Annotated in this window: 16 protein-coding genes; 9 read left to right on the forward strand and 7 right to left on the reverse strand. The window is 69.6% G+C overall.

The window, feature by feature from the left end; genetic code table 11:
* The first annotated feature begins 397 nt into the window (after positions 1 to 397).
* The 9 genes from H9L41_RS03280 to H9L41_RS03315 all read left to right on the forward strand — a co-directional run bounded on the left by H9L41_RS03280 (position 398) and on the right by H9L41_RS03315 (position 12,837).
* Positions 398 to 2,989: a CHASE2 domain-containing serine/threonine-protein kinase gene (locus tag H9L41_RS03280; protein WP_028445639.1), complete on the forward strand. Its 2,592-nt coding sequence runs from the start codon at positions 398 to 400 to the stop codon at positions 2,987 to 2,989.
* Complete coding sequence (locus H9L41_RS03285; protein ID WP_051318878.1) at positions 2,986 to 3,816, forward strand: Stp1/IreP family PP2C-type Ser/Thr phosphatase; 831 nt, start codon at positions 2,986 to 2,988, stop codon at positions 3,814 to 3,816. The genes H9L41_RS03280 and H9L41_RS03285 overlap by 4 nt, the downstream gene beginning before the upstream one ends.
* A gap of 21 nt (positions 3,817 to 3,837) precedes the next feature.
* Positions 3,838 to 4,269, forward strand: a complete 432-nt coding sequence (locus H9L41_RS25465) for an FHA domain-containing protein (RefSeq protein WP_308419581.1) — start codon at positions 3,838 to 3,840, stop codon at positions 4,267 to 4,269.
* The gene (locus H9L41_RS25470; RefSeq protein ID WP_308419582.1) at positions 4,242 to 4,574 is read left to right on the forward strand and encodes a hypothetical protein; all 333 of its coding nucleotides are present in this window, start codon (positions 4,242 to 4,244) and stop codon (positions 4,572 to 4,574) included. Before H9L41_RS25465 ends, H9L41_RS25470 begins: the two co-directional genes overlap by 28 nt.
* Positions 4,575 to 4,613: 39 nt before the next feature.
* Positions 4,614 to 6,839, forward strand: a complete 2,226-nt coding sequence (locus tag H9L41_RS03295; RefSeq protein WP_034606563.1) for a CHASE2 domain-containing protein — start codon at positions 4,614 to 4,616, stop codon at positions 6,837 to 6,839.
* Positions 6,840 to 6,912: 73 nt separating this feature from the next.
* Positions 6,913 to 7,635 carry an MBL fold metallo-hydrolase gene (locus H9L41_RS03300; RefSeq protein ID WP_245589182.1) on the forward strand — a complete coding sequence of 241 codons (723 nt, stop codon included), beginning with the start codon at positions 6,913 to 6,915 and terminating at the stop codon, positions 7,633 to 7,635.
* A gap of 32 nt (positions 7,636 to 7,667) precedes the next feature.
* Positions 7,668 to 10,022, forward strand: coding sequence for a GspE/PulE family protein (locus H9L41_RS03305; protein WP_028445644.1), 2,355 nt, complete (start codon positions 7,668 to 7,670; stop codon positions 10,020 to 10,022).
* Between the two features lie 29 nt (positions 10,023 to 10,051).
* Entirely contained in the window at positions 10,052 to 11,635 is a 1,584-nt protein-coding gene (locus H9L41_RS03310) for an HD family phosphohydrolase (RefSeq protein WP_028445645.1), read from the forward strand.
* Positions 11,635 to 12,837: an O-antigen ligase family protein gene (locus tag H9L41_RS03315; protein ID WP_028445646.1), complete on the forward strand. Its 1,203-nt coding sequence runs from the start codon at positions 11,635 to 11,637 to the stop codon at positions 12,835 to 12,837. The genes H9L41_RS03310 and H9L41_RS03315 overlap by 1 nt, the downstream gene beginning before the upstream one ends.
* Positions 12,838 to 12,850: 13 nt before the next feature.
* Here the strand turns inward: H9L41_RS03315 and H9L41_RS03320 are convergent, their stop codons facing one another.
* The 7 genes from H9L41_RS03320 to H9L41_RS03350 are packed head-to-tail and all read right to left on the reverse strand — an operon-like array spanning position 12,851 to position 20,443.
* Complete coding sequence (locus H9L41_RS03320) at positions 12,851 to 14,692, reverse strand: polysaccharide biosynthesis protein (protein WP_051318879.1); 1,842 nt, start codon at positions 14,690 to 14,692, stop codon at positions 12,851 to 12,853.
* Positions 14,689 to 15,300, reverse strand: a complete 612-nt coding sequence (locus H9L41_RS03325) for a sugar transferase (protein WP_028445647.1) — start codon at positions 15,298 to 15,300, stop codon at positions 14,689 to 14,691. Before H9L41_RS03325 ends, H9L41_RS03320 begins: the two co-directional genes overlap by 4 nt.
* The gene (locus H9L41_RS03330) at positions 15,297 to 16,466 is read right to left on the reverse strand and encodes a DegT/DnrJ/EryC1/StrS family aminotransferase (RefSeq protein WP_028445648.1); all 1,170 of its coding nucleotides are present in this window, start codon (positions 16,464 to 16,466) and stop codon (positions 15,297 to 15,299) included. Before H9L41_RS03330 ends, H9L41_RS03325 begins: the two co-directional genes overlap by 4 nt.
* Positions 16,463 to 17,626, reverse strand: coding sequence for a D-alanyl-lipoteichoic acid biosynthesis protein DltD (locus tag H9L41_RS03335; protein WP_028445649.1), 1,164 nt, complete (start codon positions 17,624 to 17,626; stop codon positions 16,463 to 16,465). Before H9L41_RS03335 ends, H9L41_RS03330 begins: the two co-directional genes overlap by 4 nt.
* Positions 17,605 to 17,850 (reverse strand): phosphopantetheine-binding protein, encoded by a 246-nt coding sequence (locus tag H9L41_RS03340; RefSeq protein ID WP_028445650.1) that lies wholly within the window; start codon positions 17,848 to 17,850, stop codon positions 17,605 to 17,607. Before H9L41_RS03340 ends, H9L41_RS03335 begins: the two co-directional genes overlap by 22 nt.
* Positions 17,847 to 19,292: an AMP-binding protein gene (locus H9L41_RS03345; protein ID WP_028445651.1), complete on the reverse strand. Its 1,446-nt coding sequence runs from the start codon at positions 19,290 to 19,292 to the stop codon at positions 17,847 to 17,849. Before H9L41_RS03345 ends, H9L41_RS03340 begins: the two co-directional genes overlap by 4 nt.
* The gene (locus H9L41_RS03350) at positions 19,289 to 20,443 is read right to left on the reverse strand and encodes an MBOAT family O-acyltransferase (RefSeq protein ID WP_028445652.1); all 1,155 of its coding nucleotides are present in this window, start codon (positions 20,441 to 20,443) and stop codon (positions 19,289 to 19,291) included. The genes H9L41_RS03345 and H9L41_RS03350 overlap by 4 nt, the downstream gene beginning before the upstream one ends.
* Between the last annotated feature and the right edge of the window lie 4 nt (positions 20,444 to 20,447).

Below are 20,447 nucleotides of genomic sequence, written 5' to 3' on the forward strand. Positions count from 1 at the left end.
CGGGACATGCCCTTGGGCTTTCTCGGGCGTCCAGCGTCCGTTGCCCAGGCTTGCCCGCACTCATTCGCAATTCAACGTCTGAATGAGGTCGGGTGGCTGAATCACGGGCGGTTGCCCCGGGGCGCTGTCGAGCGTCAGCGAGCTTCCCCGCGGCGGCGGGGCGGAGGGAGAGGGCTCGATCGGAGGCCGCCGTCGTTCGAGCCTTCACGGACGGCCAGCGCCGGGTTCCCCGGGGCCTGTGCTGCACCAGGTCGTGATTCGACGTTCGAAGTTGCAATCAGGCGCCACGCAAGCCAACTTTTTCCGACCGGGAAACCGCATCCACGCTGGCGTTGCGCGGCATCGCCATCTAATCTTCCAACAACCCGTAAAGCATCCCGGGTAGGGAGAGAACAATTTGAAATCCGCCTTCTGGAAAGCCGACTGGTTCGTCGGCCTGGTCGTCGTCGTCGTGTTCACCGTGGCGAGCCTCAGCACCAATCTGCTGGCCGCCCTGGAGCGCAAGGCCTACGACACCGGCGCCGGCCTGACCCATCGTGCGCCGAGCGACCGCATCGCGGTGATCGGCGTCGACCAGCAGAGCCTCGACAACATCGGTCGCTGGCCTTGGTCGCGCGATGTCCACGCCCGCCTGATCGACAAGCTGGCGGCCGCCAAGCCCAAGGTGATCGCCAGCACGGTGCTGTTCACCGAGGCGCAGGAAGACAAGGGCGCGGGCTATATCAAGCAGCTGCTCGACCTCTACCGCAAGCAGCATGCCGCGGCGCCGGCCGCGGATGCGCCGGCCGAACCCGCCGCCGAAGGCGAGGCGGCCGCCGAGCCGCCGGCTCCGGCCCCGCGCGACCAGTTCGGCGCGCTGCTGGAGGACGCCGCCCGCAAGCTCGATTTCGACGCCCAGCTGGCCGCCAGCATCGCCCGCGCCGGCAACGTGGTGGTGCCGATGCTGCTTGACCTGGGCGACCCGCAGGGCAACCCCGACCACGAGACGCCCGACTACGTGCGCCGCAACGAGGTGCAGGCGACCGGCGACCCGTCCGGCGGCCTGCCGCTGCCGACCCAGCGCATGGTGGCGCCGATCGAGCGCATCGGCGCCAAGGTGGCCGGCATCGGCCACCTGGTCACGCTGCCCGACGCGGCCGACGGCGTGGTGCGGTCCGAGGCGCTGGCGGTGCGCTACTACGACCAGCTCTATCCCTCGCTGGCGCTGCGCATCGCGGCGCAGAGCCTGAACCTGCCGCCCAAGCAGGTCGCGGTGCAGTTCGGCGACAAGGTCGCGCTCGGCGGCCTGACGATCCGGTCCGACGCCGATTCGCTGATGCTGACCTACTACTACCCGGACCGCGACGGCAAGCTGGCCTTCCAGCCCGATTCCTTCTTCGACGTGCTGAACGACAAGGTGCCGGCCGACAAGTACCGCGACAAGATCGTGCTGATCGGGCCGGTCGCCCCCGGCCTCGGCACCTCCTTCACCACCCCGGTCGGCAGCGGCTACTCGCCGGTGATGATGCTGGCGCACAACGTCTCCAGCATCCTGCAGCAGGACTACTACAGCTCGCCGGGCTGGGCGCCGTGGCTGCAGCTCGCGCTGTCGCTGCTGGTCGCGGCCTACCTGATCGCGCTGCTGCCGCGGCTCAGCGCCGGCCAGGCGGCCAGCGTCACCGCGCTGCTGTTCGTGCTGCTGGTCGGCATCCAGTTCGGCTTCCTGGTCGGCAAGCTGCTGTGGCTGCAGCTGATGACGCCGGCGGCGCTGCTGCTGGTCGGCCACCTGGTGCTGACCACCAAGCGCTTCCTGGTCACCGAGCGCGGCAAGGAGGCGTCCGAGCTGTCGGCCGCCGAGTCGAACCGCATGCTGGGCCTGGCGTTCCAGGGCCAGGGCCAGCTGGACATGGCCTTCGACAAGTTCCGCAAGGTGCCGATGGACGACACCATGATGGACACGCTGTACAACCTGGCGCTCGATTTCGAGCGCAAGCGCCAGTTCAACAAGGCCGAGTCGGTCTATCGCCACATGGCCGGCCACAACCCCAAGTTCAAGGATCTCGAGCAGAAGCTGAGCCGAGCCAAGCAGATGGCCGAGACGGTGATCCTCGGCGGCGGCGGCAACCGCGGCAACGCCAGCACGCTGATCCTCGACGGCGGCGCGGTTGAGAAGCCGATGCTGGGCCGCTACCAGGTCGAGAAGGAGCTGGGCAAGGGCGCCATGGGCGTGGTCTATCTGGGCCGCGATCCGAAGATCGGCCGCGTGGTGGCGATCAAGACCATGGCGCTGAGCCAGGAATTCGAGGCCGACGAGCTCGAGGAGGCGCGTACCCGCTTCTTCCGCGAGGCCGAGACGGCCGGCCGCCTCAACCATCCGAACATCGTCACCATCTACGACGCCGGCGAGGAGCACGACCTGGCCTATATCGCGATGGAATTCCTCAAGGGCAAGGACCTGGCGCCGCACACCAAGCCGGGCCAGCTCTTGCCGGTGATGGAAGTGATGCACATCGCGGTGCAGACCGCCGAGGCGCTCGACTACGCGCACCGCCAGCACGTCGCCCACCGCGACATCAAGCCGGCCAACATCATGTACGAGCACGACAGCAAGGTGGTCAAGGTCACCGACTTCGGCATCGCGCGCATCACCGATTCGAGCAAGACCAAGACCGGCATGGTGCTGGGCACGCCGAGCTACATGTCGCCCGAGCAGTTGAGCGGCAAGAAGATCGACGGCCGTTCCGACCTGTTCAGCCTCGGCGTGATGCTGTACCAGATGAGCGTGGGCATGCTGCCCTTCCAGGGCGAGTCGATGGCCGAGCTGATGTACCGCATCGCCAACGAGCCCTACCGCAATCCGAAGGAACTGAACCCGAACCTGCCCGACGCGCTGGTGGCGGTCATCGACAAGGCGCTGAAGAAGAACGCCGACGAACGCTTCCAGACCGGCCAGGAATTCGCCGACGCGATCCGGCAGGCCGCCGCCACGGTGAAAGGTCGGACCGCATGAAGACCCTCGCCCACGCGCTCGAGATCCACGGCCTGACCGATGCCGGCATGGTGCGCGGCCACAACGAGGACGCCATCGCCTACGACGCCGATGCCGGCCTGGCCATCCTGGCCGACGGCATGGGCGGCTACAACGCCGGCGAAGTCGCCAGCGGCATCGCCACCACGCTGCTGAGCCAGAGCATCAAGGCCGCGATCGAGGTGGTCGCGCCGCACCTGCCCGAGTCGATGAGCGGCAAGCCGGCCGCCCACCGCATCCTGCGGCTGGAGATCGAGAAGGCCAATCTCGCGATCTTCCAGACCGCCCAGAGCCAGCCGCAGTGCGCCGGCATGGGCACCACGCTGGTCACCGCGCTGTTCTACGACAACCGCCTCACGGTCGCCCACGTCGGCGATTCGCGGCTGTACCGGCTGCGCCAGGGCGAACTCGTCGCGCTGACGCGCGACCATTCGCTCCTGCAGGAACAGCTCGACGGTGGCCTGATCACGCCCGAGGAAGCCAAGCGCTCCCAGAACAAGAACCTGGTCACCCGCGCGGTCGGCATCGACCCGCAGCTGGACCCGGAACTGAACGATCACGAGGTGCAGGTCGGCGATCTCTACCTGATCTGTTCGGACGGGCTGAACGACATGGTCGACGACGAGGACATCGCGCTGGTGCTGACCACGCTGACCGGCAATCTGCCGCTCGCCGCCGAGCAATTGATACAGATGGCCAACGACAATGGCGGACGCGACAATGTCTCCGTCATACTGATCCGGGTCAACCGCGACTTCGCAGCCGTCCGCAGCTTGTGGAGCAAGCTGTTCGGCTGGCTCGGCCGCTGAATAATTCGAGGACATACACCGATGGCAAAACTGATTCTGAGTCTGGACGGCATGGTGCTGCGCGACTTCAAGCTCGACCGCAGCGAAGTGAAGATCGGGCGCAAGCCGCACAACGACCTGCAGATCGACAACCTGGCGGTCTCGGGCGAGCACGCGCTGGTGGCCGTGATCGGCGGCGACGCCTTCATCGAGGATCTCGACAGCACCAACGGCACGCTGGTCAACGGCCAGCCGGTCAAGCGCCAGCTGCTCAACGACGCCGACGTGATCGAGATCGGCAAGTACAAGCTCAAGTACCTGAGCGAGGCGCCGAGCAAGGCGGCGCCGGGCGCCGAGGATTTCGAGAAGACCATGGTGATCCGGCCCGGCGCGCTCAAGCAGGCCGCGCCGTCCCCGCGCCGGCCCCGGCACCGGCGCCCGCGCCGATGTCGTTCCAGGCCGGCGACACGGTGATCGAGCTGCCGCCGTCGCAGCCCAAGCCGGCGCCTGCGGCCGAGCGCGCCGCCGCGATCAAGGTGCTCAACGGCGCCAACGCCGGCAAGTCGCTCGACCTGGTCAAGAACCTGACCTCGATCGGCAAGCCGGGCGTGCAGGTCGCCATCATCACCAAGCGGCCCACCGGCTACTTCATCACCCATGTCGAAGGCCCGAGCCGGCCGCTGGTCAACGGCCAGCAGATCGGGGTGCAGGCCGAGGAGCTCAAGTCGCACGACGTGATCGAGCTCGCCGGCGTGCAGATGGAATTCTTCTACAAGTGAGCCACAAGGCCGCGGCCACCGGCCGCGGGTGCCCAATCTATGAAGACGTTGCGCAAGTACTGGCTGCAGCTGCTGCTCAGCTTCCTGGTGGTCGCCTACCTGGTCGGCTACGCCGCCCTCGCCTGGCGGCCGCGGGCGCTCGAGCACCTCGACCTGTGGCTGTACGACGCCCGGGTGATGCTGACCATGCCCGATACGGTCGACCCGCGCATCGTCATCGTCGACCTCGACGAGAAGAGCCTGGCCGAGGTCGGCCGCTGGCCGTGGTCGCGCGAGGTGGTGGCGCGGCTGGTCGACCGGCTGACCGGCGAATACAAGGCGGCCGCGGTCGGCTTCGACATCGTGTTCGCCGAGAAGGACGACAGCTCAGGCCTGCCGGTGCTGCGGCGGCTGGCGCAGACCGAGTTCCGCGACGACGCCAACTTCCAGGCCAAGCTCGAAGGCCTGGCCGGCCGGCTCGACTACGACAGCGTGTTCGCCGCCAGCCTGAAGGGCCGGCCGGTGGTGATGGGCTACTACTTCAGCTTCGAGGAGCACGCGCCGGCCGCCGGCATGCTGCCGCAGCCGGTGCTGCCGGCCGGCATGTTCAAGGGCCGCAACGTGCTGCCGATCCGCGCCTCGGGCTACGGCGCCAACCTGCCGGTGCTGATGCAGTCGGCCACGCTGGCCGGCCACTTCAACCCGCTGCCCGATACCGACGGCGTGACGCGCCGGGTGGCGATGCTGGTCGAGCACGACGGCAAGTACTACGAATCGCTGTCGCTGGCGATGGTGCGGACCTTCCTCACCTTCCCCAAGATCGAGCCGATCTACGGCGAATCGCCGCTGAAGTCCTACCAGCCGCTCGAAGGCCTCAAGGTCGGCCCGCTGCGGGTACCGGTCGACGAGAGCGTGCGGGCGCTGGTGCCCTACCGCGGCGGCGCGCGCAGCTTCCGCTACGTGTCGGCCACCGACGTGCTCAACGGCCGCGTGGCGCCGGCCGAGCTGGCCGGCCGCATGGTGCTGGTCGGCACTACCGCGCCGGGCCTGCTCGACTTGCGGGTGGCGCCGGTCGGCGCGGTCTACCCCGGGGTCGAGGTCCACGCCAACCTGATCGCCGGCATGATGGACAACGCGCTGCCCTCGCAGCCCGACTACCTGCGCGGCGCCGAGATCCTGCTGCTGCTGGCGATCGGCGGCGGGCTGATGTTCGCGCTGGTTCGGCTCAACCCGATGCCGGGCACGCTGGTGACGGTGGCGCTGGCATTGCTGGTCACCGCCGGCGATTTCGTGCTGTGGAAATACGCCCAGCTGGCGCTGCCGCTGGCGGCCACGCTGATGGCCATCGTGCTGCTGTACGCGATCTCGATGGCCTACGGCTACTTCTTCGAATCGCGCAACAAGAAGCAGATGGCCAGCCTGTTCGGCCAGTACGTGCCGCCCGAGCTGGTCGAGAAGATGAGCGAGGAGCCGGAGAAGTACTCGATGGACGGCCAGAGCCGCGAGCTCACCGTGCTGTTCTCCGACGTGCGCAGCTTCACCACCATCTCCGAGAGCATGGAGCCCAAGGAGCTGACGCGCTTCATGAACGAGTTCCTGACCGCGCTCTCGGACGTGATCCGCACCCGTTACCTCGGCACCATCGACAAGTACATGGGTGACTGCGTGATGGCCTTCTGGGGCGCGCCGATCCACGATCCGGACCACGCGCGCAACGCGGTGCTGGCCGGCCTCGACATGCAGCGCGCGATGGCGGCGCTGGGGCCGACCATGAAGGAACGCGGCTGGCCCGAGATCCATATCGGCGTCGGCGTGAATACCGGCCGCATGACGGTCGGCGACATGGGCTCGCAGATCCGCAAGGCCTACACCGTGATGGGCGACGCGGTGAACCTCGCCTCCCGGCTCGAAGGCATCACCAAGCAGTACGGCGTCGGCATGATCGTCGGCGAGCAGACGCGCGATGCGGTCAAGGAAGGCATCGTGTTCCGCGAGCTCGACCGGGTGCGCGTCAAGGGCAAGGACGAACCGGTCACCATCTACGAACCGATCGGCGCGGTGGAGGTGGTCGAGAAGGCGCAGAAGAGCGACATCGACGTGTTCCACAAGGTGCTCAAGCTCTATCGGGCGCAGGACTGGGACATGGCCGAGCTGCAGCTGATCAACCTGCGCAACCGCCAGCCCGACTGCAAGCTGTACCAGCTCTACCTCGACCGCATCGCCGCATTCCGCCAGACGCCGCCGCCGGCCGACTGGGACGGCGTCTACGCGTTCGATACCAAATAAGACCGGAACGGACGGGCAGGGGACAATCATGCGGCTCAAGGTGCTCGGATGCAGTGGCGGGATCGGCGGCGGGATGCGCACGACCTCCTTCCTGGCCGGCCGGCATACCCTGATCGACGCCGGTACCGGGGTCGGCGATCTGTCGGTGGCCGAGCTCAGCCAGATCGACCACCTGTTCCTCACCCATGCGCATCTGGATCACATCCTGATGCTGCCGCTGCTGGTCGACACCGTCGGCGCGATGCGCGACAAGCCGCTCAACGTCTACGCCAGCAGCGCCACGCTCGACATCCTTTCCACCCACGTGTTCAACTGGCGCGTCTGGCCGGACTTCCGCGAGATCCCGAACAAGGCGGCGCCTTTCGTGCGCTTCGTGCCGTTCGAACTCGGCGAGTCCTTCCAGGTCGAGCCGGAGCTGACCATCACCGTGCTGCCGGCGCTGCACACCGTGCCGGCGGTCGGCTACCGGCTCGACTCGGGCCGCCACAGCGTGGTGTTCACCGGCGATACCACGGTCAACGACGCGTTCTGGCCGGTGGTCAACGAGGTCGACAACCTCAAGGCGCTGATCATCGAGACTGCTTTCTGCAACCGCGAACGCGCACTGGCCGAGGCCTCGCGCCACCTCTGCCCGGCCATGCTGGCCGAGGAGCTGGCGCGGCTCACCCGGCCGGCCGAGATCTACATCACGCACCTGAAGCCGGGCGAGATCGAGCTGACCATGCAGGAGATCGGCGAGGACGCCGCCGCCTTCCGGCCCCGGATGCTCAAGAACGGCCAGACCATCGAATTCTGATCGCGTCACATATTCCTTCGATCGCGTAAGTCATGAACCAGCCCGCCGCACCCGAACTCAGCATCGAACTGCAGCTCATCCGCGACCTGCAGGCGGTGACCAACAAGATCCACGCGACCACCAACGTCGACGAGATCATGCTCGAGGTGAGCCAGCCGATCTGCGAGCTGTTCAACGCCGACCGGCTGACCATCTACGTGGTCAACGAGGAAAAGAACGCGATCGTCTCCAAGGTCAAGACCGGGCTCAATTCGTTCAAGGACCTCAAGCTGCCGATCTCGGAGCAGAGCGTGGCCGGCTACGTGGCGATGAGCGCCTCGCTGGTCAACGTCAAGGACGTCTACGATCAGGCCGAACTCAAGGCCATCCACCCGCAGCTGAGCTTTCTGCAGGAAGTCGACAAGCGCACCGGCTACCGCACGCGCCAGATGATGGTGGCGCCGATCGTCGAGGAGAAGAGCGGCGAGCTGATCGGGGTGGTGCAGCTGATCAACAACCGCGCCAGCCGGCCGTTCCCGGCGCTGGCCGAGAAGGGCGTGCAGGAGCTGTGCAAGACGCTGGCGATCGCGCTCAAGCAGCGCCGGCCGGGCGGCCCCTTCATCGCCAAGTCGCGCTACGACTACCTGGTCAGCGACGGCCTCCTGTCGGCGACCGAGCTGGAGCAGGCGATCCGCGGCGCGCGCGAGCACGGCCTCGACGTCGAGGAGATCCTGGCGCGCGATTTCCAGGTGACCCAGACCCAGCTCGGCGCCGCGCTGGCGCGCTTCTTCAACCTCGAGCACGAGCCGTTCAAGCCCGACCGCGTCAAGCCGATGGACCTGCTGCGCACCATCAAGCGCGATTTCGCCGAGGCGACGCAGTGGCTGCCGGTCGAGGAGGGCCGCGAAGGCCTGGTGGTGGTCGCCACCGATCCCGAGCGCGTGCGCAGCAGCGGCATGGCCATCCAGGTGTTCCCCGGCAAGAAGCTGATCTACCGCGTCTGCACGCTGCGCGAATTCCGCCAGACGCTGGAGCTGTTCTTCGGTTCGGACGGCAGCGACGGCAGCTCGATCGGCGACCTCCTGTCGAGCATGGGCGAGGACGACGACGAGGACGGCGGCGTCAGCAGCGAGGCGATCTCGCTGGCGCAGGACAACGAGCTGGTGAAGCTGGTCAACAAGGTGATCGTCGACGCCTACCACCAGGGCGCTTCCGACATCCATATCGAGCCGTTCCCCGGCAAGGCCAAGACCGAGATCCGCTTCCGCAAGGACGGCTCGCTGCAGCCCTACATCGAGGTGCCGGCGGCCTACCGCGACCCGATCGTGACGCGGCTCAAGATCATGTGCGACCTCGACATCTCCGAGCGCCGCAAGCCGCAGGACGGCAAGATCAAGTTCAAGAAGTACGGCCCGCTCGACATCGAGCTGCGGGTCGCCACCGTGCCCACCGCCGGCGGCATGGAAGACGTGGTGATGCGGATCCTGGCCTCGGGCGAGCCGATCCCGCTCGACAAGATGGGCTTTTCCAAGCGCAACGAGGCCAACCTCAAGAAGGTGATCTCCAAGCCCTACGGCCTGTTCTTCGTCTGCGGTCCGACCGGCTCGGGCAAGACCACCACGCTGCACTCGGTGCTCAAGCACCTGAACACGCCCGAGACCAAGATCTGGACCGCCGAGGACCCGGTCGAAATCACCCAGAAGGGCCTGCGCCAGGTGCAGATGAACCCCAAGGCCGGGCTCAACTTCGCCACCGCCATGAAGGCCTTCCTGCGCGCCGACCCGGACGTGATCATGGTCGGCGAGATGCGCGACAAGGAAACCACCTCGACCGGCATCGAGGCCTCGCTGACCGGTCACCTGGTGCTGGCCACGCTGCACACCAACTCGGCGCCCGAGTCGATCATCCGCCTGCTCGACATGGGCATGGATCCGTTCAACTTCGCCGACGCGCTGCTGGGCATCCTGGCGCAGCGGCTGGCCAAGCGGCTGTGCGCCAAGTGCAAGCAGGCCTACCAGCCCGAGGAGGCCGAGCTCGACGCGATCGTGCACGAATACGCCGAGGAGCTGAAGAACACCGCCAGCTGGGCGCGCGACCCGGCCTCGGCGCAGAAGGCGCTGCTCGACGAATGGCGGCGCGATTTCGCCAAGGATGGCAAGTTCACGCTGTACAAGCCGGTCGGTTGCGAGACCTGCGGCGGCACCGGCTACAAGGGCCGGGTCGGCCTGCACGAGCTCCTGGTCGGCACCGATCCGGTCAAGAAGGCGATCCAGGGCCATGCGCGGGTGGCCGAACTGTTCGCCATCGCGCTCGACGAAGACATGCGCACGCTCAAGCAGGACGGCATCGAGAAGGTGCTGCTGGGCATCACCGACCTGCATCAGGTGCGGGCCGTATGTATCAAGTAGGCCAGCCGGGGACGGAGGGCAGGGACGCCATGCAGACCGCCGACGAACTGATGCAGCGCCTGGAGATGCTCAACGCGATCGGCATCGCGCTGTCGAGCGAGCGCGACATCGGCCGGCTGGTCGAGCTGATCCTGCTGGCCTCGAAGAACCTGGTGAACGCCGATGCCGGCACGCTCTACCTGGTCGACGGCGACCAGCTGCATTTCGAGATCGTGCGCACCGATTCGCTCGGCATCGCCATGGGCGGCAGTACCGGCCGACGGCCGCCGATGCCGCCGATCCCGCTGCATCACCCGGACGGCACGCCGAACACCAGCACGGTGGTCGGCTGCGCCGCGCTCCTGGGCGAGACCATCAACATCGCCGACGCCTATACCGCGGTCGGCTTCGATTTCTCCGGCACCAAGCGCTTCGACGAGACCAACGGCTACCGTTCCAAGTCCTTCCTCACGGTACCGCTGCGCAACCACGAGAACGAGATCATCGGCGTGCTGCAGCTGATCAACGCGATGAACCCGGCGCGCGAGATCGAGGATTTCAGCGCCGAGGACCAGCGCCTGGTCGAATCGCTCGCCTCGCAGGCCGCCATCGCGCTGACCAACCGCCAGCTGATCAACCAGCTCGAGATCCTGTTCGAGTCGCTGATCAACCTGATCAACACCGCGATCGACGACAAGAGTCCCTACACCGGCGGCCACTGCGAGCGCGTGCCGGCGCTGACCATGCTGCTGGCCGAGGCGGTCAACCGCGTCAACTGGGGGCCGTTCAAGACCTTCCACATGACCGAGAAGGACCGTTACGAGCTGAAGATCGCCGGCCTCTTGCACGACTGCGGCAAGATCACCACGCCGGTGCACGTGGTCGACAAGTCGACCAAGCTCGAGACCATCGCCGACCGCATCGCGCTGATCGACACCCGCTTCGAGGTGCTCAAGCGCGATGCCGAGATCGCGCGGCTCAAGGGCGAGCTGGCCGATGCCGATCACGCCACATTGTGCGAACGTTACAACAGCGACCGCGAGTTCCTGCGGCGGGTCAACGTCGGCGGCGAATTCATGCGGCCGGAGGACCAGCAGCGGGTGCACGCGATCGCGGCGTATTCGTGGATCGACGAGCACGGCCGGGCGGCGCCTTTCCTCAGCGCCGACGAGGTCGAGAACCTGACCATCGCGCGCGGCACGCTGACCGCGGCCGAGCGGCAGATCATCAACCACCATATCGAGGTGACCATCCGCCTGCTCGAGGCGCTGCCCTGGCCCAAGCACCTGAAGAACGTGCCCGAGTACGCCGGCGGCCACCACGAGCGGATGGACGGCAAGGGCTACCCGCGCGGGCTGACGCGCGAGCAGATGAGCGTGCAGGCCCGGATGATGGGCATCGCCGACATCTTCGAGGCGCTGACCGCGCGCGACCGGCCCTACAAGCCGGGCAAGACGCTGTCCGAGTCGCTGACCATCCTGGCCCGCATGGCCCGCGACCGGCACATCGACCTGGAGCTGTTCGAGGTGTTCCTGCGCGAACGGGTCTACGGCGAATACGCGCAGATGTTCCTCGAACCGCAGCAGATCGACGCCGTCGATACCGAAGCCCTGCTGAAGCTGGCCCGCGATTGATGCCGCCGCTGTCGCGTTCCTGGCCCTGGCTGGCGGGCCTGTTCCTCTGTTCCCTGCCGTTCTACTACCTCGATCCGCTGCGGCTGGGCCTGTTCGCGCTGCTCTGCCTCGCCGTGCTGCCGGCCTGGCTGCAGCAGCGGCCGTTCGCCTGGTCGCGCGCGGCGACGGCCTGGGCGCTGTGGGCGGGCTGGGCGGCCCTGTCGCTGGCCTGGTCGCAGCGGCCCGACTACACCCTGTCGCGGCTCGGCAACGACGTGGCGGCGCCCTTGCTGCTGCTCGGCCTGTTCGGATTCCTCGGCCGTCTCGGGCCGGTCTGGCGCGCGCTGCAGTGGGCTGCCGCCGTCATGCTGGCGGCGATCGCCGCATTGCTGCTCGGCAATCGGGCCGGCCTGCCGATCCCGCTGTTCTATCCCGGCTGGCTGCAGGACACCCCGGTGGCCAGCACCGCGCTGGTGCTGCTGCTGCCGCTGCTGTTGCCGGCCTGGTTCTCCGGCCGCCGGGCCCTGCAGGCGGTGGCCGCCTTGCTGTTCGCGCTGGCCTGGCTGGCGGCCGACCTGGTCGGCAACCGCATGTTCTGGCCGGCGGCCGGGCTCGGCCTCGGCGCCGGGCTGCTGTGGAAGGGCTGGCACGACCGCGCGGCGCGGCGGCTGGCCTGGGGCACGCTGGCGGCGGTGGCGCTGCTGTTCGCGATCGGATTCGAGGCCGCGGCGCTGGCCAAGCCGGCCTCCTACACCGATGCCCGCGTGCAGGGCGGCGCCGTCGCACTGGTGGCGCATTCGGAACGCTACGAAATCTGGCAGTTCTGGTGGACCCAGTACCTCAAGCAGCCGTGGTTCGGCGTCGGTTTCGGCCGCTACCTGCCGAACATGCTGTACGCCGAGTTGCGGCCGGCCGCGCTGCCGGTCAGCCACGTCAGCCATGCCCACAACCTGTTCTTCGACGTCGCGCTGCAGCTCGGCGCGGTCGGCCTGGCACTGTTCCTGTGCGCCTGCGCGCAACTGGCCCGGGTGGCGCTGGGCGCCGCGCGGCGCGATCGCACCGCCTGCGCCGTGCTGCTGGCGCTGCTGGTCGGCTGGCTGGCCAAGAACCTCAGCGACGACGGCTGGCAGGACGGCTGGCTGTGGCTCGCCTTCAGCCTGTTCGGCGCAGTCGCCGCGCGCATCGCGGTGGACGAGGGCGATCCGTCCGCCGGCCGGCCCTAGGCCGTCCGGCCGTTCAGCGGCACATCCGTTCCACCAGCGCGCAGGCGGCGTCCACCCGGCCCTGGCGGCACTGTTCCTCGAGTTCGGCGAAATAGGCCGCGGCGTCGTCCAGCTCGGCCAGCGGCGCACGCTCGCGCGCGATGCGCGGATGGCGGGTCGGTACCGCCTCGTGCTCGATCAGCAATTCCTCGTGCAGCTTTTCCCCCGGCCGCAGGCCGGTGAAGCGGATCTCGACGCTGCCGTCCGGATTGGCCTCGTCGCGCGGGCTCAGGCCGGACAGCTGGATCACCTTGCGCGCCAGCTCCACGATCGGCACCGGCTCGCCCATGTCGAGCACGAAGATCTCGCCGCCCTGCGCCATCGCGCCGGCCTGCAGCACCAGCTGCGAGGCCTCGGCGATGGTCATGAAATAGCGCGTGACCCGCGGATCGGTGACCGTCAGCGGGCCGCCCTGGGCGATCTGCTGGCGGAACAGCGGCAGCACCGAGCCCGACGAGCCCAGCACGTTGCCGAAGCGCACCGCGCAGAACACCGTGGCGCTGCGCTGCGACAGGTGCTGCACCACCCGTTCGGCCAGCCGCTTGCTGCGGCCGAGCATATTGCCGGGCCGTACCGCCTTGTCGGTCGAGATCAGCACGAAGCGCTTCACCCCGGCCTGGTCGGCCGCCAGCGCGCAGCTCAGCGTGCCCAGGCTGTTGTTGAGGATGGCCTCGAGCGGATTGAGCTCGAGCAGCGGCACGTGCTTGTAGGCGGCGGCGTGGTAGACCGTGTCGACGCCGGCCATCAGCGCCGCCATGCCGGCCCGGTCGCGGATCGAGCCGAGCACCGGCACCAGCTCGGGCGCATCGGCGCGTTCGCGCAGCTGCTGCCGCAGCGCCTGCTCGATCTGGTACAGCGCCAGCTCGCTCTGCTCCAGCAGGATCAGCCGGCGCGGCCGCATGGCGGCGATCTGGCGGCACAGCTCGGCGCCGATCGAGCCGCCGGCGCCGGTGACCAGCACCGCCTGGCCGTCGATATTGGCGTGCAGCAGCTCCTCGATCGGCGCGACCGGATCGCGGCCGAGCACGTCTTCGATGTCGATGGCGCGGAACTGCTCGATGTCGACGTGGCCGGCGGCGATGTCGGCGGCGTCGGGCAGCATGGCCAACGCGGCGCCGAGCGGGCTCAGCCGCTCCAGCAGCGCGCGCCGCATGGTGCGGTCGAGCGGTTCGGCCAAGAGCAGCGTGCGTATGTGCAGGGCTTCCACGACCGTTTCCAGCTCGCTCAGCGGGTAGACGCGCAAACCCGCCACGGTGCGGCCGATGAACTCGGGCCGCGAATCGAACAGCGCTGCCGGCCGGTAGCGGCGGCCGCCTCGCAGCGCGGCCAGCACCGCGCGGCCGGCGGCGTCGGCGCCGTAGACCGCGGCGACCACCCGCTCGCGTTCGGGCCGGCGATCCTCGCGCAGCAGCGCGCGGGCGGCGAAGCGGGTCGCCACCATGTAGACCGCCGCCAGCAGCCAGTAGATCAGCACCGAGCTGCGCGGCAGCCCACTGGTGCGCAGCATGGTCGACAGCGCGGTCAGCGCCAGCGTCGACAGCGTCGCGCCGAGCAGGATCACCGAGATCATCTGCTCGGTCAGGTAGCGCACCACGGCGCGGTAGAGGCCGATGTGCAGGAAGATCGGCAGCGAGGCCAGCGGCAGCGCGGCGAACAGCCAGAAGAACTCGAACACGTCGGGCTCGAAGGTGCCGAGCCGCAGCGCGATGGCGGTCCACAGCGCGAGCGGCAGCACCACCAGGTCGGACAGCGCGACCAGGCCGCTCTTCCAGCGCTGCGGCAGGTGGATGGCGAGTTGGCGCAGCGTCTCGATCATGGCGCCCTCCGCTTGCCGTACAGCGCCAGCAGGGTGTCGAGCAGGATGCGGCAGTCGCCGGCCAGGCTGCGGTTGCGCACGTAGTCTTCGTCGAGCGCCAGCTTGGCCGGCAGCACGCGTTCCAGGTAGCAGCGCTCGGCGTCGTCGGCGCCGGCCAGCAGCGCTTCCTCGTCGCGGTAGGCCAGCGCGGCGCGCGCGGTGATGCCGGGCGGCACCGACAGGATCAGCGCCCGGCTGGCCGCCGGGTAGCGTTCCACGTAGCGCGGCACCTCGGGCCGCGGCCCGACCAGGCTCATGCTGCCGCCGATCACGTTGAACAGCTGCGGCAGCTCGTCGAGCTTGTGGCGCCGCAGCCAGCGGCCGCAGCGGGTGATGCGGTCGTCGCCGCCGGCGGTGACGGCCGGGCCCTGGCCCTCGGCGCCGTGCCGCATGGTGCGGAACTTGAGGATGGCGAACGGCCGGCCATGGCGGCCGATGCGCTGCTGGCGGAACAGCGCCGGGCCCGGCGAATCGAGCCGCACCGCGCAGCCGATCAGCAGCATCGGCAGCAGCAGCAGCAGCGCGGCCGGCACGGCGAGCAGCAGGTCGAACACGCGCTTGGCCCTCATCCGAGCAGGGTCCGCAGGGCGGCGGCCACGCGGTCCTGCTCGTCGTCGCGCATCAGGTGGTACAGCGGCAGGCTCAGCAGGCCCTGGTAGGCGGCCTCGGCCACCGGGAAATCCTCGGCGCGCAGGCCGTAGCGGTCGCGCCAGTAGGGCTGCCGGTGCAGCGGCACGTAGTGCACGCTGCAGCCGATGCCGCGCTCGGCCAGCGCGGCGAACAGCGCGTCGCGCGTCAGCCGCGCCCCGGCGTGGAGCCGCACCGGGTAGAGGTGCCAGGAATGCAGGCCGCCGGCGGATGGGTCCGCATCGGCCGGCAGGGTCAGCGGCAGCCCGGCCAGCAGCTCGGCGTAGCGCCGCGCCAGCCGTTCGCGGCCGGCGCGGAAGGCCTCGACCTTGGCCAGCTGGTGCAGGCCGACCGAGGCGGCCAGGTCGGTCAGGTTGTACTTGAAGCCGGGGGCGACCACCTCGTAGTACCAGGCCGCGCCCGGCGTGCGGAAGCGGTCGTAGGCGTCGCGGTCGATGCCGTGCAGCCGCATCACCGCGGCGCGGCGGGCGATCGCCGGATCGCGGGTGACCAGCATGCCGCCCTCGCCGGTGGTCATGGTCTTGTTGGCGTAGAAGCTGAACACCGTGGCATCGCTGTCCAGCGTGCCGACCAGCCGGCCGCGATGGCGCGCCGGCAACGCGTGGGCGGCGTCCTCGACGATGCGCAGGCCGTGGCGCGCGGCGATCGCGGCCAGCGCGTCCATGTCGCACGGCAGGCCGGCGTAGTGGACCGGCATGATCATGCGGGTGCGCGGCGTGATGGCGGCCTCGACCGCGGCCGGGGCGAGGTTGAGCGTGACCGGGTCGACGTCGACGAACACCGGCTCCGCGCCCAGGTAGCGCACCACCTCGGCGGTGGCGGTGAAGGTCAGCGTGCTGGTGATCACCTCGTCGCCGGGGCCGAGGCCGAGCGCCTCGAGCGCCAGGTGCAGGCCGGCGGTGGCCGAGTTGACCGCCAGCGCGGTGACGCCCTCGCCCAGCATGGCGGCGAAGCGCGCTTCGAATTCCTTGACGCGCGGGCCGCTGGTCAGCCAGCCCGAGCGCAGGGTGGCGACCACTTCGGCGATCTCCTCGTCGCCGATGTCGGGCCGCGAGAAGGGGATGGGGGGCAGGCTGGCAGGATTCATGGCGGGGTCGATCCGGAAGGGGAGGCGGGCAGCCCGAAATGGCCGGACAGGCGCTGCGCGATCATGACCCAGCCGGCCGCGCCGGTGTGCATCGGGTCGCGCAGGATGCCGTCGCGGTAAGGCTCGGCCCACAGGTCGTAGAGGCCGAAGCCGCGCGCGCGGATGGCGGCGTCGGCGGCGTCCAGCGTCGGCCGGTAGTGCTCGAGGCCGCTGTAGACGCGCGGATTGAGCGGCAGCATCACGAACAGCGGCTTGCGGCGGTAATGCGACAGCTGGGCCAGCAGCGCGTCGAGGTCGCGCAGCTCGCGGTTGCTTGCCGGCGCCGGCAGCGCCGGCTTGCGCCGCGGCAGGTGCTGGTCGGCCAGGTAGGTCTGGAAGTAGTGGTCGTCGACGCCGTAGGCGTTGTGCGCCCGCGCGGCCTCGTAGCCGTGCGCGGCGGCCAGCTCGGCCGGCCAGTCGACTGCGCCGGCCGGCGCCGGCCGCGGCGCTTCGCTGCCGGCGTCGCGCAGCAGCGTGCGCAGCCGGCCGACCGCCTGCTCGCCGTCGAGCAGCCCGGCGGTCAGCCGCGGCCAGTCGCGGCAGCGACGCGCCAGCCAGTGCGCGTCGGCGGCCGGATCGATCGCAGCGGCGTCGGCTGCCGCGACGTCGTTCCGCTCGCCGGCGGCCGGCGCGCGGCACAGCCGCAGCAGGTTCAGCGGCGACAGCACCTCGTTGCGGATCACCTCGGGCTCGTTGCCCAGGCCGCTGTCGAACCAGGTCGGCGACACCAGCACCACGATGCGGGCATTGCGGTAGGCGGCCGGCGAGGCCGTCATGCGCAGCGCCAGCGCGATGCTGGCCAGCTGCATGCCGGCGTGGCCGTAGGCGCCGACCGGCTGGCCCAGCCGCGCCGGCAGGTAGTGCTGCGGCAGGTAGGGGCTGTCGCCGCTCAGTTCGGACGAGCCGAACACCACCGGCACGCCGTCGGCCAGCCGCTGCGCCAGGCTCGGGATCGACTCCGCGCCGGTATAGCCGGTGTAGTGGCGCGCGTAGCGGGCCTCGTCGCGCTGCGGCGCCCACTGCGCCAGCGCCGCCAGCGACAGCAGCGCGGCCAGCAGGCTGCCGGCCGCCAGCAGCGGCCAGTACAGCCAGCCGGCGCTCAGGCGTGCAGCTTGTTCCATACCAGCTGGGCGATGGCGCGGCAGGTCTCGAACTGCTCGGGCTTGATCTCGGCGGCGGCGATGCGGGTGCCGAAGCGTGTTTCGAGCTGCAGCGCGAGGTCGACCAGGCTGATCGAATCGAGCAGGCGGCTGCTGATCAGCGCGGTATCGGCATCGACCGGCTGCAGCACGAGGGTTTCGACTTCCTGGCGGATGGCGTCGATCAGGGCGGGTAGATCGTTCATGGGGCTGGATTCGGGTTGGGGTTGGCCTGCCAGAGCCGCAGCAGCTGCTGGCGGTCGGTCTTCTGGTTGGCATTGGCGGGCAGGGCGTCGATCGGCCGGTATTCGGCCGGCCGCATATAGGCCGGCAGCACGGCGGCGACGGCCCGGTCGAGCGCGGCCGGATCGAGTGCGGCCGGCTCGGCTTCGGCCGGCACCAGGTAGGCGACCAGCCGGATGCACTGGCCGCCGCGCATGATGGCGATCACCGCGGCGCGCGCGACCGCCGGCAGCGCTTCGAGCACCGCCTCGATCTCGCCGAGCTCGACGCGGTAGCCGTTGAGCTTGACCTGGCTGTCGAGCCGGCCGTGGCAGAACAGCATGCCGTCGACCAGCCGGCCGGCGTCGCCGGTGCGGAAGGCGCGGCGGCCGCCGTGCAGGAACAGCCGTTCCTGGTTCAGCTCGGGCCGGTTCAGGTAGCCGGCCATCACATGCTCGCCGACGATGGTGATCTCCTGGCTGGCCGGGTCGATCAGCAGCTCGCAGCCGGGCTTGGGCCGGCCGACCGGCAGCGGATCGTGCTGCGCCGCGATGGCCGGGGTGATCTCGACCAGGGTGGTGGCCACCGTGGCCTCGGTCGGGCCGTAGCTGTTGAGCACCCGTGCCTGCGGGAAGCGCGCGTGCAGCTGGCGCACCAGCCGGTTGGGCAGGATCTCGCCGCAGAACAGGAAGGTGTCGAGCCGGTCGAGGTAGTGGGCGGCGAACTCGTCCGACAGCACCTGCTGCCAGGCGAACGACGGCGTCGACACCCAGGTGGTGACGCCATGGCGGCGCAGCCGGGCCAGGAAGCCGGCCGGATCGGCGACCTGGGCTCGGCTGTTCAGCACCAGCGCGGCGCCGCGCCACAGCGCGTGCAGCAGCTCGTACATCGACAGGTCGAAGCTGAACGGCGCCTGGTTCATCCAGACCGCGTCGTCGCCGATGCCGAATTCGGCGTCCATCCATTGCAGCAGCGAGGCGACGGCGGTGCGGGGGATCTGCACGCCCTTGGGTTCGCCGGTGCTGCCCGAGGTGAACACGATGTAGGCGAGGCCGGGCTCGATCGGCGCCGTGGGTTCGCCGGCCGCGGCGATCAGCTGGTCGCCGTCGATGCGGTAGCTGCCGGCCCCGCCGAGCGCGACGATGCGTTCGATGCGCGCCTCGGGGTAGATCGTGTCGAGCGGGATCCACGGGCTGCCGTGCAGCAGGCAGCCGCAGACGGCGGCGACGAAGCGGGTCTGTTTGTGACCGATTACGGCAAGCGGGCGGCCCGGCCGGTGGTCGGCGGCGACCAGCCGGTCGCGGAAGGCCTCGGCCTCGGCGCGCAGGCCGGCCCAGCTCAGCTCGCCGTCCTCGCCGGCCACGGCCAGCCGGGCCGGATCGCGCGCGTCGTCGCGGAAGCAGCCCGCGATGGGATCGAATCTCATGGATGAAAACGCCCGCTGAACAGGTAGAGCGCCACGATGGCGAGATGGAACATCAGGAACCAGGCGCCCAGCCGGTACAGCCGCAGCGCCAGCGGGCGCGGTTCCAGCCGCGCCAGCACGCCGCGGCGCCAGCGCTGGGCGTAGAGGTTATGCAAGACCGATGCCAGGCCGAACAGCGCGCCGCTGGCCAGGTAATGCCAGGCCAGGCCGTTCCAGGCGCCCATCAGCAGGAAGGTGGCGAACAGCGCCAGGCTCTGGTTCAGCAGCCGGTGGCGGCGCAGCCGCTCGGTGCCGGCCAGCTTCATGTAGATCGGCTTGAAGAAGTAGTCGTTGAGGAAGCTGCCGAGCGAGATGTGGAAGCGCCGCCAGAACGACTGCGGGTCGAGCGCCAGCCAGGGCCGGTCGAAGTTGGCCGGCAGGCTGACGCCGATGCAGCGCGCCAGGCCCAGTGCCATCAGCGAATAGCCGGCGAAGTCGCAGTAGAGGAAGACCGAGTAGCCGTAGGCATCGCCGGCGGTGTCGAGCCAGCCGGCCGGCGCCGCGAAGCGGTCGAGCCAGCAGGCGGCGACCAGCTGGGCGGCGCCGAACTTGAGCACGTAGCCCTGCGCCAGCCAGTGCAGGCCGGTCGCGGCGGCTTCGCGCGTCATGCCGGCGTAGCCCTGAGCCAGGTCCTGCGCGAAGCGGTAGGAGCGGTCGATCGGCCCGGCCGACAGGCTCGGCGGGAACAGCAAGAAGGCCAGCGTCGGCGCCGCGCCGAGCGGCGCCTGGTAGGGACCGTCGAGCAGCAGCTGGATCGCGCGGAAGCTCAGGTAGGACAGGCCGAGCACGCCGAAGGCCCCCAGCTGCGGCGCATGCGATTCGGGCGCGATGGCCGACAGCTTGTAGCAGAGCAGCGGCAGCAGCGCGGCGAACAGCGCGACCGGCGTGCCGATGCGGCCGGCCAGCCGCAGCCGGTAGAGGCCGTACAGCCCGGCCGCGTAGCCGACCAGCAGCCAGCCCTTGGGAATGGCCGCCAGCGCGTAGGCCAGCGCGATGCCGGCCAGCAGCCGGTCGAACGGCAGGCGCCGCGCCAGCCAGGGCCGCGCCAGGTGCAGCAGCGCCACCAGGGCCAGCGCCGCGGCGAAGAAGGAGAGGGACGAGAACGGCAGCACGGGC

It is taken from the genome of Chitinimonas koreensis (assembly GCF_014353015.1).
GTDB classification, from domain to species: domain Bacteria; phylum Pseudomonadota; class Gammaproteobacteria; order Burkholderiales; family Chitinimonadaceae; genus Chitinimonas; species Chitinimonas koreensis.